This is a genomic window from Streptomyces sp. NPDC002176 (assembly GCF_044903645.1).
GTDB lineage: Bacteria > Actinomycetota > Actinomycetes > Streptomycetales > Streptomycetaceae > Streptomyces.
The window spans coordinates 553,628-568,478 of the sequence record NZ_JBJDQW010000005.1; the positions used below are offsets into that span (position 1 = coordinate 553,628).

Below are 14,851 nucleotides of genomic sequence, written 5' to 3' on the forward strand. Positions count from 1 at the left end.
CGTTTCCGTTCCCCGCTGTCGGAGGTGGCCGTCGTGCGCCGCTTGTACGTACCCGTCCGTCTGGTCGTCGCGGTGCTGGCCGTGGCCGCCGCCTCCGGCTGTGTGCGCGTCGGCGACGACGCGGGCCCCGCCCGTACCCCGCACTCCGCCGCCCAGCGGGAGGGGGCGGACTCCGGGGGCGGGCCGGTGTCCGGGGGTGGCGGAGCCGGGGTGGACGACGAGGACGAGGGCGGCGACGGCAAGCACGGGCACGGCGGCAAGAAGAAGCGGCACGGGGAGTCGGCCTCCGCCTCGGCGGACCAACGCGAGCCGGGCGAGAAGGGTTCGGCGGCGCCGTCCGAGCCGGGGCAGACGGTGCGGCCCGGTGAGCCGGTACCCTCGGGCGAGCCGACGCCGCCCCCGGTGACGTCCGAGCCGCCCGCGCCGCCCGCGTCGACCCCGCCGCCGCCGGTCACCGAGCCGCCCTCGGCCGAGCCGTCGTCGTCGGCCCACGAGGACCCCGCCCCGCAGCTCGGCGGACGGGTTCCGGTGCCCGCCGTACGGGTCGCGGTGTGAGCCCCGCGGGGCCGCCGGACCGGCGCTGACGAGCTGGTTTGCCTTCAGGGGTGGGGGGTGCGTATGGTGGTAGATCGTTTGATCCCATTTGCCCGGCGCCATCGCAGAGCGCGCCGTGTGGCGCGTACTCTCCTTTGCCGTGACGGACCGCATTGAGGCGGTTGTGTTGAGCGAATCACGGAGTTGACGGGCGCGTGCCGAGAGACTCCGGAAGGTTTCGCATTCGCATGTCCGTTTCCAGTTCTGACCAGTTCGTCGTGCCCGAGAGCCCCGAGGACGAGATCGCTCTCGTCGACGAGACGAACGAGGTCACCGCTGTCGTCGAGGCCGACGAGGCCGCCGACACCACCCCCCAGATCACCTTCGCCGACCTCGGTCTGCCCGAGGGCATCGTGCGCAAGCTCGCGCAGAACGGTGTCACCACCCCGTTCCCGATCCAGGCCGCGACCATCCCGGACGCCCTGGCCGGCAAGGACATCCTCGGCCGTGGCCGCACCGGCTCCGGCAAGACCCTCTCCTTCGGTCTGCCCACCCTGGCCTCGCTGGCCGGTGGCCGCACCGAGAAGAAGCGCCCGCGCGCCGTCATCATGACGCCGACCCGCGAGCTGGCGATGCAGGTCGCCGACGCCCTCCAGCCGTACGGTGACGTGCTCGGCCTGAAGATGAAGGTCGTCTGCGGCGGCACCTCGATGGGCAACCAGATCTACGCCCTCGAGCGCGGCGTCGACGTCCTCGTCGCCACCCCGGGCCGCCTGCGCGACATCATCAACCGCGGCGCCTGCTCCCTCGAGGACGTCCAGATCGCGGTCCTCGACGAGGCCGACCAGATGTCCGACCTGGGCTTCCTGCCCGAGGTCACCGAGCTGCTCGACCAGGTCCCGGCCGGCGGCCAGCGCATGCTGTTCTCGGCCACCATGGAGAACGAGATCTCCACGCTGGTCAAGCGCTACCTGAACAACCCGGTGACGCACGAGGTCGACAGCGCCCAGGGCAACGTCACGACCATGTCGCACCACATCCTCATCGTGAAGCCCAAGGACAAGGCGCCGGTCACCGCCGCGATCGCCTCCCGCAAGGGCCGCACGATCATCTTCGTCCGCACCCAGCTGGGCGCCGACCGCATCGCCGAGCAGCTGCGCGAGTCCGGCGTGAAGGCCGACGCGCTGCACGGCGGCATGACCCAGGGCGCCCGTACCCGCACGCTGGCCGACTTCAAGGACGGCTACGTCAACGCGCTCGTCGCCACCGACGTCGCCGCGCGCGGCATCCACGTCGACGGCATCGACCTGGTCCTCAACGTCGACCCGGCGGGCGACCACAAGGACTACCTGCACCGCTCCGGCCGTACGGCCCGCGCAGGCCGCTCCGGCACGGTCGTCTCGCTGTCCCTGCCGCACCAGCGCCGCCAGATCTTCCGGCTGATGGAGGACGCGGGCGTCGACGCCGCGCGCCACATCATCCAGGGGGCCGGTGCCTTCGAGCCCGAGGTCGCCGAGATCACCGGCGCCCGCTCCATGACCGAGGTGCAGGCCGAGTCCGCGGGCAACGCCGCGCAGCAGGCCGAGCGTGAGGTCGCCCAGCTGGTCAAGCAGCTGGAGCGCGCCCAGCGCCGCGCCGGTGAGCTGCGCGAGGACGCCGACCGCCTGGTGGCGCGGGTCGCCCGCGAGCGTGGCGAGGACCCCGAGGCCGCCGTGGCGGAGGCCCAGGCCGTCGCCGAGCAGGCCGTGGCCGAGGCGGCCGCCGAGGCGGAGCGTCCGGCGGCCCGCGAGCCCGAGCGCGACGAGCGCCCGGCGGGCCGGGAGCGCCGCTCCTTCGACCGCGACCGTGGCGGCGACCGCCGTGACGACCGTGGTGGCCGTGGCTTCGAGCGTCGTGACGACCGTGGCGGCCGTTCGTTCGAGCGCCGTGACGACCGTGGCGGTTTCCGCCGTGACGACCGTGGTGGCGAGCGTCGTGACGACCGTGGTGGCCGTGGCTTCGAGCGTCGTGACGACCGTGGTGGCCGTGGCTTCGAGCGTCGTGACGACCGTGGCGGCCGTTCCTTCGAGCGCCGTGACGACCGTGGCGGCGAGCGCCGTGACGACCGCGGTGGCCGTTCCTTCGAGCGCCGTGACGACCGTGGTGGCCGTGGCTTCGAGCGCCGTGACGACCGCGGTGGCTTCCGCCGTGACGACCGTGGCGGCCACCGGGGCAGCGACCGTCCCTTCAACCGTGAGCGCCGCGACGACCGTCCGGGCTTCCGCTCCGGCGGCCACGACCGTCCCTCCGGCCGTCGTGACGACCACCGTGGCAACGGCTCCTCCTTCGGCCGCCGCGAGGACAAGCCCCGCTGGAAGCACAACGGCTGACACCAGGTGAGCTGATGAAGGGCCCGTACGGAGTCATCCGTACTGGCCCTTCGCGTACCCGGCGCTTTTCGGCCGTGGAGTGGCGCATGTCACGTCCGCGCCCAGGGAATTGCTGGGGGCATGACAGACGACACGAAAGCGAGCGCCGCCGGACCCGTCCTGTCGGACGAGGAGCGGCTCGCCGAACTCGGCTACACCCAGGTCCTGGCCCGCCGGATGTCGGCGTTCTCCAACTACGCCGTCTCCTTCACGATCATCTCGGTGCTGTCCGGCTGCCTCACGCTGTATCTCTTCGGCATGGTCACCGGCGGCCCCGCCGTGATCACCTGGGGCTGGGTGGTGGTCGGCCTGATGACGCTCCTCGTCGGCCTGTCGATGGCCGAGATCTGCTCCGCCTACCCCACCTCGGCGGGCCTGTACTTCTGGGCGCACCGGCTCGCGCCCCCGCGCTCGGCGGCGGCCTGGGCCTGGTTCACCGGGTGGTTCAACGTGCTCGGCCAGGTGGCCGTGACGGCGGGCATCGACTTCGGCGCGGCGTCCTTCCTGGGCGCCTGGCTGAACCTCCAGTTCGGCTTCCGGGTGACGCCCGGCCGCACGGTCCTGCTCTTCGCCGCGATCCTGCTGCTGCACGGCCTGCTGAACACCTTCGGCGTGCGCATCGTCGCCCTGCTGAACAGCGTGAGCGTGTGGTGGCACGTGGGCGGTGTCGCGGTCATCGTCGGCGCGCTCGCCTTCCTGCCCGACCACCACCAGTCGGCGTCCTTCGTCTTCACCCACTTCGTCAACGAGACGGGCTGGGGCAGCGGCTTCTACGTCGTCCTGCTCGGCCTGCTCATGGCGCAGTACACCTTCACGGGGTACGACGCCTCGGCCCACATGACCGAGGAGACCCACGACGCGGCGACCGCCGGTCCCAAGGGCATCGTCCGCTCCATCTGGACCTCCTGGATCGCGGGCTTCGTCCTGCTGCTGGGCTTCACCTTCGCCATCCAGTCGTACGACGGCGCGCTGAACTCGCCGACCGGCGCGCCCCCGGCCCAGATCCTCCTGGACGCGCTCGGCGCCACCACCGGCAAGCTGCTCCTGCTCGTGGTGATCGGCGCCCAGCTCTTCTGCGGCATGGCCTCGGTGACGGCCAACAGCCGCATGATCTACGCCTTCTCGCGGGACGGCGCGCTCCCCTTCTCCCGCGTCTGGCACACGGTCAGCCCGCGCACCCGGACCCCGGTCGCGGCGGTCTGGCTGGCCGCCCTCGGCGCGCTCGCCCTCGGCCTGCCGTACCTCATCAACTCCACGGCGTACGCGGCCGTGACGTCCATCGCGGTGATCGGGCTCTACATCGCCTACGTCATCCCGACTCTGCTGCGCGTCCGCAAGGGCGCCGACTTCCAGCGGGGGCCGTGGCACCTGGGCCGCTGGTCCCTCCCGATCGGCGTGGTCTCGGTCGCCTGGGTCGTGCTGATCACGGTGCTCTTCATGCTCCCCCAGGTCTCCCCGGTCACCTGGGAGACCTTCAACTACGCCCCGGTCGCCGTCCTCGTCGTCCTCGGCTCCGCCGCCACCTGGTGGCTCGCCTCCGCCCGCCACTGGTTCCTCCGCGACTGACCGACGCGGCCGTGTCCCCGATACCCGATCGGAGACACGGCCACCGCCAGCTATGCTCGGACAGGCAACACCGCCCCGGGCCCTTAGCTCAATTGGCAGAGCAGTGGACTTTTAATCCATTGGTTGTGGGTTCGAGTCCCACAGGGCCTACCGAATGCAGGAGAGGGGAAACCCCATCTGACCTGCGGTGCAGTGCCCGAGTCGGCTTAGGCCGGGTCGGGCACTGCTTCGTTCTGGGGCTCTTGCGTGAGCGGCTGGCGCGGATGGTTGCCACGGTGTGCCCTGGAGTGACTCGGTCCTGTCCAAAACCGATCCGCGGAACGATATCCTCACATCGGACCGCTGGGGGGGGCGTAGCTACGATCCCGGCGCGGGCCCGCCCCGGCGGGAGTGCAGGGGGGATGGACTTTGACAAGCACTGCTGTGGCGGCCGATCCGGGACAAAGCGATGCGTCCGCCGCGGTCGCGGTCGTCGACTTCAGTAATCTGTGCCCCGCGCCACGCTCGGACGCAGACATGTATGACGGGTTGCATGCCGTAGATCATGTGGTTCGGGAAGCTGTGAAGCAGTACTGGCCGCGTGTCTCCGACCTTCACCTGCGTCTGTACGGGGGATGGCTGTTTCGTGATGGACGAGCGACCCGGCAGTGGGAGTGGGCGCTGCCGCTCCTCGCTGACTTTCACACCCGGCGTGATGGTTTGCGGGTCGAGCCGGAGTTGGCCCACTCCTCTGCCTGGCAGCCCAGCACTCGCATTCTGGGTACGTTCCGTACCGCCCGTGAGGCCGATCCTGGGGGTCCCGCTAGGGCTGCGCAGAAGATAGTCGACGGCCTGATAGTCGCCGACTCGCTGCGGTACAGCCTGGAGGGCAAGCCAACTGTCCTAGTAAGCGACGATGATGACGTGTTGCCGGGCTTGCTGGCGGCCACTGCGCGACCTACCCGCCGCATGATTTGGTTGCGCAAGCGTGCCCATGGCCAGTCCTGTAACGACCAGTGGCTAGAGAGCCATTCGAACATCGAGATTTGTCACGCACCGGGATGGCCAAGATGGTAACTGCAGATGTGACCGCGTTCGCCAAGGAAGTACGGGCGGACCTGCTGACCTTCGTGGACCCGGGAACGGAGCCCGAGATCATGCCCCGGGGCGGCGGACTCCTCGTTCGCTGGTCGCATGATTTTGATGAACGCGAGGCGACAGTCACCTGGGACCGTACCCGCGAACAGTGGGTGGTCGAGCACGGTGGTAAGCGCGTCGACTATGCGTCATTTGTTGCCGGGCCGGACCTGGCCGATCTGCGAGCTCTGGCCAAGAACATCGTTCAGGTCCTCGGCCGTCGCCGCAGCGACCGTTACGTTCCGGGCCGCGCCCGCCATTCTGGCGGCACCGATGAGGACGCCGCGACGCTGGTCGAGCGCTCCTCCGTGCCCGAGGACGACTCAACGAAGATTGTTTTCGTCACTGGTGACGCGGGTGCCGGCAAATCACGGATGCTTTCCGAACTGACCTACGAGGCTGCCGTTCGCTATCTGCAGGGCGAGAGCGACTATCTCTACCTCAATGTCAGCGCCCAAGGCCGCGGCCTCGCACGACTCAATGAGGCTCTAGCGACCGAACTCCAGGACGTACGGGCCAGGATGACGTACCACTCAGTGGCACGGCTGGTACGACATGGTCGACTGCGGCTCATTGTCGACGGCTTTGACGAGCTGATCGGTGGGCAGGGCAGCTACGAGGAAGCGTTTGGCTCCCTCGCGGGCTTCATAGAGGAACTGGACGGCCGCGGTTCGGTGATTGCCGCTGCCCGCAGTGTCTACTACGAGCAGGAGTTCCTCGCTAGGACAAACAGCAGTTCCGAACTCGGATCCCTGCTCTGGACGCTTGTCCCGGTGGAGATGCGCTTGTGGGGCACAGACGAGGTCGAGGCTTACCTCCGGCACTTCTCCCCAGGCGTCCGAGACCGTGTGCGGTCCCTGCGCGACAGCCCGGACGCTGAGGGCACTCTGCTAAACAAGCCGCTGTTCCTGGCGCGGACATGCGAACTGATGGAGGCAGAGAGTCAGTTCATTGCGACAGGCCGCCCGCTGCTCGCGCAGCTCGTGGATGCGTATGTCCAGCGAGAGGTCAGTAGCAAACTGGTTGGCCAGCACGGTCAATACCTGAGCAGTGAGCAGTACGTCGAACTGCTCAAGGAGATCGCCATCGAAATGTGGCGCCAGAAGACCCGCGAACTCAACCGCGGCACTCTTCACGACCTGGTATCCATCTTTGCCCAGATACACGATTTGCCCACTGAGGCGCAGCAGAACCTCATTGACGCTGCGCCCAGCCGCGCGATGCTCATGCTGGGTACCAAGCCTGGCACCGTGGCCTTCGAGCATGACCTGTTCTTCGGATTCTTTCTGGCCAAGCCGATCGAGCTGGCTCTGGCCCGAGGTAGTCACGAGGCCGCCTCAATTTTGCGCCGAGCCAATCTCCCGGTGGAAGCCGCCCGCGCGGCGGTCGGCGGCGTTATCGACTCCGGAACCAATGGCCAAGAGATCCTCTCGGTGCTTGCTCTGGCTGTCGATCCGAACGACTCTTTCGCTGAAGTGGTGGGTCGGAACGCCGGCACGCTAGCGGCGGAAGTCCTGCGACTGCGTGGAACAGTCGAACCGGAACTTATGGTGCAGAACGTGACGTTCGCTGATGCCGACACATCGGGCCTAGACGTGCTCGGCGCGTCCCTGGCGAATGTTCGATTTGAGCGTTCCGACCTGCGTAGCACTCGATTTGATTCGTGTGTGGGGCAGGGAGTCACATGGCACCTGGTGGTGATTGACCCGGAGACCACACTGCTCGACTTTATTGGCGTCACCCCTGCAGACTTCGTCGGACTACGGGTTGCTGGCAGTCAGGGCGTCGAACAGGACTTCGTTGCATCGTCGATTCTGCAGAGGCTCCAGGGGTGTGGCCTTGGCGCAGATGTCGACCAGGCGAGGACGCGCGACGTCGCCGATGACGTTGTGGCAGTAGTTGAGAAGCTCGCTCGGCATTACTCACGTTCGAACATGCTCTGCGTCGACGATGGCTCTATCGGCTCTGTCATCACTTCCCCCGTTTGGCAACGTGTGATCAACGCGGCGGAAGAGTCTGGCGTGGTGCGGCGCGAGCCGCGGGTGACGTCTGGTCGCCCCAAGACCTTTTACCGGCGGATGGTTTTGCCCGAGACACTACTAGCTGGCCTCGTCGAGGACGCCCCAGTGCCGCGTACTGTCTCCGACTTCTGGTTCCGCCTAACAGGGGCGGCTTAAGGACCGCGTCGAAGGGTTCGCAGGCGAGGAACGCCCCCTGTCCTGCTAGGTAGCGTCCAAGTCTGCTTCGGTTGGCTTGGGCGCTTTCAGGCCTGGGTGTAAGCGGCCTTGCCCCCAACCTGTGCCTCGGCTCTGGCTTCGGCAAGGGTATTGGCGGTGGCCGGACGTGACCGGGGTATCAGCGGGGCTGCCTTCTCGGCGATCTCGTGGTCCAGCTCAGGCAGCAGGCTCGTGTACGTGTCCGAGGTCAGGGTGATGGTGGAGTGGCGGAGCGTCTCCTTCACGGCGTGGATGTCGCCGCCTCCTCCGTGCGTGAGCGTCGCGGCGACGTGGCGCAGGTTCCGGAGGGTGATGGGCGGCAGGTCGGTCCCCACTGACCTGGTCAGCAGGGGGTTCCGCTGCTTCCGGGGCCTGTTCGTCGCTTGAATCCGCCGTAGGGGTGGTCGCCGAGCGGTCGCGCCGGCCCGTTGCCGACCTGGATGGGTCTGGATTCTCCCCCTCGGCCTTTGTGACGGACGCTACACTCGCAGTCTCTTGGCCAGGGCCCTTTCCGTATATGGGCCGAGCCGGGCTGGTGCGTGAATGACGGGGGCGCCATGCATAACAGAGTCACTCCACTGGACATGGCCAGGCGGGCGTCCGGCCCGGAGAGAAAGATCCTCCCCAGCCAGAAGTCGGCAGCGATCGGGCCCGCGCCGTCCAAGCAGGTCCTGGCCGACCTCCTGGAGCGGAACTATCCCGAAGTGGTTCAGTTGCTGCGCTGGGTCGGCTGCGAGTCCCTGGACGATCTGATGAGTGAGTGGATCCAGTGCCGTGGCGCGGCCTGGGTGCACAAGGTTCTCGACGGGAGCGGAGACCCGGGGTTCGCCTTCATCGCGTGGAAGGACGTCCTGGACGCCCGTGACCAGACCCTGCTGGTCCTCGAGGCGTTCGTCTTCGAGGGCAATATGTGCCGGTTCGCGTCCTTTGCCGCGACGAGTATGCCTGTGCGGATGCGGTACGACAAGACTCTCCATGTCGTTCGGCAGCGACTGGCCCTTTCCCTGTGGGGCCACGCCCTGTCCGTCAACTGGCGTCGCCCGGTGGTCTTCTGCCGGGCGTTGCGGCTGGCCAGGACCTATCTGGCCCACGTGGTCGGGGACAGCGAGCTGACCGACACCAGGAGCAAGCTCCAGTTCTCCGGCCGACTGGGGCAGGCAGCGGTGATGTTGGCGCGGTTCGAACCGGTCGGAGTCGGGGAGCTCGGGGCGTCGGCAGAGCAGTTCCGCGTCTCGATCACCGAGGGGAACCCTGCCTCTGACGCGGTTCCCTACCTTCTGGAGTGCTATCTCCGCCTGCACGACCACACGGGGAGCCGGGAGTACTTGGGCCAAGCCGTCCTCACCGACAGGGAGTTCCCCACCGAGCAGCGTGGCACCACGTGGTACCTGTTGATGGCCGAGGTCTGGCTGCGGCTGGCCGACGGCACGAGCAAGGACGGCAACTTCGACGTCTACCTGAAGCGTGCCGAGGAGGCCCTCAGGTTCGCTGGGGAGCCGAGCGGTGGTGAAGCCGTCCAGCATGCGCTGCTGTCGTGTGTGGCCGGCGCTGCCCGCAGGGCCCCGGCACTGGTCCCGCGGATCCGCCTCGGGCTGCGGCGGCTCAACAACCCCTTTGGCCTCGGCGAGCATCTGCGCCGGTTCGCGGAAGCCGGCCACCCCGCGGTGGAGCTGCCGGCCGCGCTCGTCCACGACCTCCAGAGCCGTTTCTCGTCCTCCACGGAACCGCTGCACCGCCGCCTTCTGTCCGACTGCCTCAGGGCGTACGTCCAGCTCGAGGATCTCGGTGAGTTGGAGCGGGACAAGTTGCTCCACAAGGCGCTCGGCCTGCAGGACGGGTCGCTCGTCAACGCGGGACCGCTGACCGATGAGCTCAGCCGGATCCGCTACGCCGACGACCTGCTGGCCGTGGCCGCGTTCCGGGACAACCGCAGGCTCTGGATCGAGGGGGTGACCCGGCTGATCCGCGAGACGCAGGCGAACACCACCTCCTGCGTTCCCCTGGTCAGGCTCGGCCGGGAGCTCGAAAAGGGCGGGGTCGCGCTTAACCAGGCCGAACGAGGAACCATGCGGGGCCGGTTGGGCGACATCGCCCAGGCCGACAGATGGATCCAGGCGGTCGCGGACGGCGACCCGGCCTACTTCTACGAGCGGGCCGCCGACCGGGCCATCAGCAGCCCCGACCTCGTACGCCGAAACCTCGGCGGCCGCAGCAACGTGGTGACCGTCGACGATTACCTTGGCTTCACCAACTCCACGCTGGTCTTCAAACCGACGACGCGGCTCTGCTTCGACCGCGACACCGAGAAGTCGGCGGCGGTGCAACGAACGTTGAAACGGATGGAAGCCGAGGGCGAGTTCGGGATCATCGATCTGATCACCACTATCTCGGTCGCTGACCTGCCGCACGGTGAGGAGCAGTTCCCGGACGGTTCGGAGATCATTTCCGTGCGCCGCTTCGAGCATGGCGCGGTGCTGGCCGAACGGTTGTCTCCCGCCGTGCCGGAGATGTCCTGCGAACTGCTCAAGCGCGCGGCGAAGTTCCTTGCCTACGTGCACGGTTCCCGCGAGACGCCTCGGACCCCGGTCCCCAACGTCCGTAAGGAGGTGCGCAACGAGGTGCGGATGTGGCTGCGGGCGATCCTTCCCGACGATCCGCTGAGCGAGGTCAACGCGCTGTTCGAGGAGTGGTGGGCACTGCTCGACGGCACCGGCCTGCCGCCACAGCCCCGACGTGACGCGCATGCCTTCAACTGGCTGGTGACCGATACCGACCGGATCATCGCGGTCGATCTGGAAGCGTCGCACTTGCGCCCCATGGGATACGAACTGGCCCAGCTGACGGACGACGTGCCCGCTCTTCCTGTGGGCCGCTGGGATCTGCGCCGCGAGGTGGTCATGGCGTACCTGGAGGCACTGTCGCACTGCCAGGGTGGGCCACCCGTCGACGTGGAGAAGCTGTGGACCGCCTACCGGGCTTCTCTGCTGGTCCGCGCGGTGCGCTGTCTGAGTGACCGGACGGGTGGGCAGGGCATTCGCGAGCACGGCGAGGCACTCCTGGACGAGCTGTGTGCGCACCTCGTGGCCGACGACCCGCTGCGCAGTCCCGGGCTCGATTCCATGCGCGATGTCGCGATCAGGCTGCGCGACGCCTGGGCGGAGCGGCGCGGCACTCCGGGTGACGCTCCGCTGCGCGAATTGAAGGACGGCCGAAGGCGGCGCATCAGCCGCACATTGGCCTATCACCTCCGCCACGACACCGGGATCGCGCGCGATGACCAGGGCTGGGTATCGGTAGACACCCTGGCGGTGACACTGGAACCCAAGCTCAGTGTCTCCGCCGAAGAACTGATCAGCGTGGCGCGAGCGGTCACCGAGAACCGCTTCGAGGTCCGCGAGGGGTTCATCCGGGCTCGCTATGGCCACTCGCGACCGGCCGCCATCGAGTACAAGGTCCGGCAGCCGGAGAACTCGCTCTACCACTGCACGTCCACCGCCGCTCTCCGGGACGTCTTCGAGCGGGGAGATGGGCTACGGCCGATGACCCGGCAGTGGGTCCACCTGACGACGGACCGCGCCGCGGCGCTCACCGCCGGGAAGCGCCACGGTCCCTGCGTTCTGCTCTGTGTCTCCGACCCTTCCGGACTGGAGTGCCGACATGCGGGAGGCGACACGTGGCTTGCCGCCCATGTTCCGCCGGAGGCGCTTAGGGTGGTGCCGCTGCACCAACTGTTCGCCACTCATGGGTGACGACCTCGGAGACCCGGGCCGGATGGTGCGGCAGATTCCAGCTCGACGAGTGGTCGAGCTGGAATCTGGAGGCCGGGACCAGTGGGGCTACTTCAGGTACACGATCCCGTCCGTCGTGATCGCCGGGCGGCCCGTCGTCGCGCGGACCACGATCTTCAGGGTGTGCTTCGCGCTGGTGGGCCAGGTCTTGGTCCAGAGGGCGTTGCGGTAGGCCGTGGTGGTGGACTTGAGGTCGGCGGTGGTGACCTTCGTGCCGTCGATGTAGATGTCCGCCTGGCCGGAGGTCGAGGCCCGGGAGACCACCCAGGCGACGGAACGGCCGGTGAACGTCCAGGTCAGCGAGGCGTTCCTGGTGCTGCTGCCGAGGGACTTGCCACCGAGGTAGCCGGACGAGGACTTGGTGGTCCAGGTGCCGGACCTGGTCGCCGAGGTCTCCTGGAGGATCACCGGGGTGCCCGAGACGGAGGCGGTGGCGGAGTTGCCGAGGGTGTCGTACGCCCGCAGCGTCCAGGCCGTCGCCGCACCGGACTTGGCGGTCAGGGCCGCGCTGGTGACCGTCGGGCCGTAGGTCTTGGCGAGGGGCGCGGTGAGGCGGGTCTCCTTCAGGGAGACGTTGTCCGCGGCCTTCCAGCCGAGGGTGAGCGGGACGGCGGCGGTGTCGACCGTGCCGGTCCGCAGGGCGAGGTTCGGCTTGGTGGTGAAGGTGGGCGCGGTGGTGTCGGCGACGACCGTCCGGGCGAGGCTGGTCGCCGTACGGCCGGACTGGTGCACCGCCTTGACCTGCACCTGGTGCTTCCCCGCCGCCAGGGTCAGCTTCGCGGAGGTCGCGCCGCCCGTGGTCTTCACGGCCGTCTTCCCGTCGACGAGCACCTCGTACGACGAGATCAGCGAGGCCGGGGTGGTGGCGGACCAGCTCACCGTGAGCGGACCGTTGGTGTACGGGGTCGTGCCGACGACGGCCGTGCCGGTGACCGTGCCGAGGGTGAGGCCGGTGACGGGGCCCGCGGCCAGGGTGCGGACGGTGTCGAGCGCCTGGTAGAACGCGTCACCGGGGCACAGGGTGTTGTAGCCGTCGCGGTGGCCGTGGATCGCGGGGAGGGTCAGCTGCTCGCCCGGCTCCCAGGTCCGGCCCTTCAGGTTCTGTCCGCTGAGCGCGGTGGTGAGGGTGATGGTCGAGTCCGGCTGGACCCCGTACTGGCCCAGCTTCCACGCGGCGAGGCGCGCGACCGAGGCCATCGCCGCCATCGGGGGCGCGGCGTCCATGTAGGTGCCGAGGACGGCGATGCCGGTGGTCTGCGAGTTGAAGCCGTACGCGTGCGCGCCCACGACCGGGAGGTCGACCCCGCCCTTGCGGCCCTCGTAGATCGTCCCGCACTTGTCGACGACGAAGTTGTAGCCGAGGTCCTTCCAGCCCAGCCCCGTCACGTCGTACGTGTAGACCTGGTTGATGATCGACGGCGCCTCGGCGCAGGTGTAGTCGTTGGTCGAGGCGGTGTGGTGGACCACCACCGCCTTGATCTTCCCGTCGATGTACGTCGGCGCCTCCGGGCTGATGGTCTCGTCCGCGTGCCACCCCGAGCGGGGGATGATCGGCGGCCGGGGAACCGTGGAGGGCGGTGCCGTGGGGACGGTGGCGGAGGGTGAGGGCGAGGCGGAGTCCGAGGGCGACGCCGACTCGGTGGGCCCGGTGCTCTCGGACGCCGAGGGCGACTCGGCGGGCGGCTCCGAGGACTGCTCCGGGGACGACTCGGACGCCGAGGGCTCGGCGGTGGTCTCCTCCGGCGGCGCGGGCTCGGTCGTGGTGACGTCGGTCGGGTCCGGGGACTCGGCCGGGGTCTCGGTCTCGGTCGGCTCCGCGGTGTCGTCGGGGTCGTCGGGGTCGGCCACGGCGTAGGCGGCGGGCTCGGCGTCGTCGCCGGTGCTCTTCCCGCCCGACGTGATCATGTCGAGGCGGAGCCCCGCGGGCAGCTTCGACGTGGTCCTGCCGTCGATCCGTGCCTCGACGCCGTCGGAGAGCCCGACCCACGCGGGCTCGGTGCCGCCCCGCGAGGCGTTCTGCTCGCCCGCGCCCCGGTCGCTGTCCAGCAGCAGCCAGTCCGACCACTTCCCGGACTTCACGGCCCGCGACCGCACCTCCACCTTGCCGGTCAGCTTGGCGGAGGGTTCCGCCCAGCTGACCCCCAGCATGCTGAACGGCTCGGCGTCCCGCCGGGCGAGCGTCGCGGCCGTACCGTCCCCCCGGACGTCCAGCGCGGCCGACCGCACCCGGTCCCGTATCGGGGCGGCGGCATTCTTCTGGTCGTGCCCGGAGTCCCTGCCGCTCACCCCCTGCACGACCAACGTCCCGCACACGGCCGCCGCGACGACCGCGCCCGTCCCCCACCAACGTGCTCTCATACCGGTTCGGATGCCTTTCCCTACGATGAATGACTCTCCGGAGACTTCACGACTCCCCCGTCTTCAGGGGGAATTGGTGAAGAAGATGACCAAAGAGGCACCGTATCTGAAGCGGTCATGCCATCCGATGGCTTATACAGTTTTTTCCTTGGTCCAAACCATTCCGTGGGTTTCAGCGCCGCACGGCACGAGCGAGCCGCCCCAGCAGCACGGCGTTGCAGAGGCCGGCCAGGGCGGTACCGGCGGTGAAGAGCACCAGGCTCGGCCAGCCGCTCTCCATGGGCCCGGACACCGTGATGGCGACGATGCTGAGCGGCGCCGTGGCTATGAGCGGCCAGATCCCCGCGAAACCGGGGTCCGGCGACAGGCACACGGCGTAGAGGAAGGACCCGATCGCCGCCGCGACCACGGCGAGGTACCCGCGCGCGAGCCAGTTGTCCACGGCGGGCGCCAGCAGGGCCCGCGCCCGCCGCCGGGGAGGCGCGTCGGCGGATCTGGAGGCGAGGGCGCCGAGCACGGCCGCGTTCCCGAAAGCGCTCAGCAGGAGCAGCCCGACCCAGAACCCGGTGGCCAGCACCTCCACCGCCAGGCTGCCCTCGGTACCGGGACCGAAGGGGAAAGCCATGCCCAGGAAGGAGAGCGGTGCCGTGAGCGTCATCGGGTCCAGGCCCAGCCTGCTCTCCGGGAAGGCGAACATGGCCACGACGGAGGCGGCGAGCACCGCGAGATAGCCCCGCGAGAGCCAGTTGCCGGTGGCGAGGGTGAAGAGGCGGCGCGGGCGGACGGCGTGCGGCATCGAGGTCTCCTTCTGTTCGGTGACCTCCACAGTGGGCCGAGGGGCGCGGCCAGGGATGAGTAGCCGTAC

7 protein-coding genes, 1 tRNA gene and 1 pseudogene are annotated in these 14,851 nt (G+C 68.8%); 6 read left to right on the forward strand and 3 right to left on the reverse strand.

Annotated features, from left to right (window positions below):
* Window positions 1-33 precede the first annotated feature (33 nt).
* The 5 genes from ACI2LY_RS25410 (at window position 34) to ACI2LY_RS25430 (ending at window position 7,801) form a co-directional block, all read left to right on the forward strand.
* Complete coding sequence (locus ACI2LY_RS25410; protein ID WP_404709154.1) at window positions 34-555, forward strand: hypothetical protein; 522 nt, start codon at window positions 34-36, stop codon at window positions 553-555.
* Window positions 556-782: 227 nt separating this feature from the next.
* Window positions 783-2,903, forward strand: coding sequence for a DEAD/DEAH box helicase (locus ACI2LY_RS25415; RefSeq protein WP_404709155.1), 2,121 nt, complete (start codon window positions 783-785; stop codon window positions 2,901-2,903).
* A gap of 120 nt (window positions 2,904-3,023) precedes the next feature.
* Window positions 3,024-4,508, forward strand: coding sequence for an amino acid permease (locus ACI2LY_RS25420; RefSeq protein ID WP_404709156.1), 1,485 nt, complete (start codon window positions 3,024-3,026; stop codon window positions 4,506-4,508).
* A gap of 77 nt (window positions 4,509-4,585) precedes the next feature.
* Window positions 4,586-4,658, forward strand: a tRNA-Lys gene (locus ACI2LY_RS25425).
* Between the two features lie 914 nt (window positions 4,659-5,572).
* Window positions 5,573-7,801 (forward strand): NACHT domain-containing protein, encoded by a 2,229-nt coding sequence (locus tag ACI2LY_RS25430; protein ID WP_404709157.1) that lies wholly within the window; start codon window positions 5,573-5,575, stop codon window positions 7,799-7,801.
* A gap of 86 nt (window positions 7,802-7,887) precedes the next feature.
* Here the strand turns inward: ACI2LY_RS25430 and ACI2LY_RS25435 are convergent.
* Window positions 7,888-8,169: pseudogene (locus ACI2LY_RS25435) on the reverse strand (site-specific integrase); the annotation flags it as partial.
* Window positions 8,170-8,397: 228 nt separating this feature from the next.
* Here ACI2LY_RS25435 and ACI2LY_RS25440 point away from each other — a divergent pair.
* The gene (locus ACI2LY_RS25440) at window positions 8,398-11,589 is read left to right on the forward strand and encodes an RNA 2'-phosphotransferase (RefSeq protein WP_404709158.1); all 3,192 of its coding nucleotides are present in this window, start codon (window positions 8,398-8,400) and stop codon (window positions 11,587-11,589) included.
* 87 nt (window positions 11,590-11,676) lie between these two features.
* Here the strand turns inward: ACI2LY_RS25440 and ACI2LY_RS25445 are convergent, their stop codons facing one another.
* Both ACI2LY_RS25445 and ACI2LY_RS25450 read right to left on the reverse strand, forming a co-directional pair.
* Window positions 11,677-13,986, reverse strand: coding sequence for an N-acetylmuramoyl-L-alanine amidase (locus ACI2LY_RS25445; protein WP_404709159.1), 2,310 nt, complete (start codon window positions 13,984-13,986; stop codon window positions 11,677-11,679).
* A 172-nt stretch (window positions 13,987-14,158) separates the two neighbouring features.
* Window positions 14,159-14,782, reverse strand: coding sequence for an SCO4225 family membrane protein (locus ACI2LY_RS25450; protein ID WP_404709160.1), 624 nt, complete (start codon window positions 14,780-14,782; stop codon window positions 14,159-14,161).
* Window positions 14,783-14,851: the final 69 nt, after the last annotated feature.

What these genes read in the sequence shown, in the direction of transcription:
- ACI2LY_RS25415 (WP_404709155.1), top strand. Translation starts at nt 783, where the DNA reads ATGTCCGTTTCCAGTTCTGACCAGTTCGTCGTGCCCGAGAGCCCCGAG.
- ACI2LY_RS25420 (WP_404709156.1), top strand. Translation starts at nt 3,024, where the DNA reads ATGACAGACGACACGAAAGCGAGCGCCGCCGGACCCGTCCTGTCGGAC.
- ACI2LY_RS25440 (WP_404709158.1), top strand. Translation starts at nt 8,398, where the DNA reads ATGCATAACAGAGTCACTCCACTGGACATGGCCAGGCGGGCGTCCGGC.
- ACI2LY_RS25445 (WP_404709159.1), bottom strand. Translation starts at nt 13,986, where the DNA reads ATGAGAGCACGTTGGTGGGGGACGGGCGCGGTCGTCGCGGCGGCCGTG.
- ACI2LY_RS25450 (WP_404709160.1), bottom strand. Translation starts at nt 14,782, where the DNA reads ATGCCGCACGCCGTCCGCCCGCGCCGCCTCTTCACCCTCGCCACCGGC.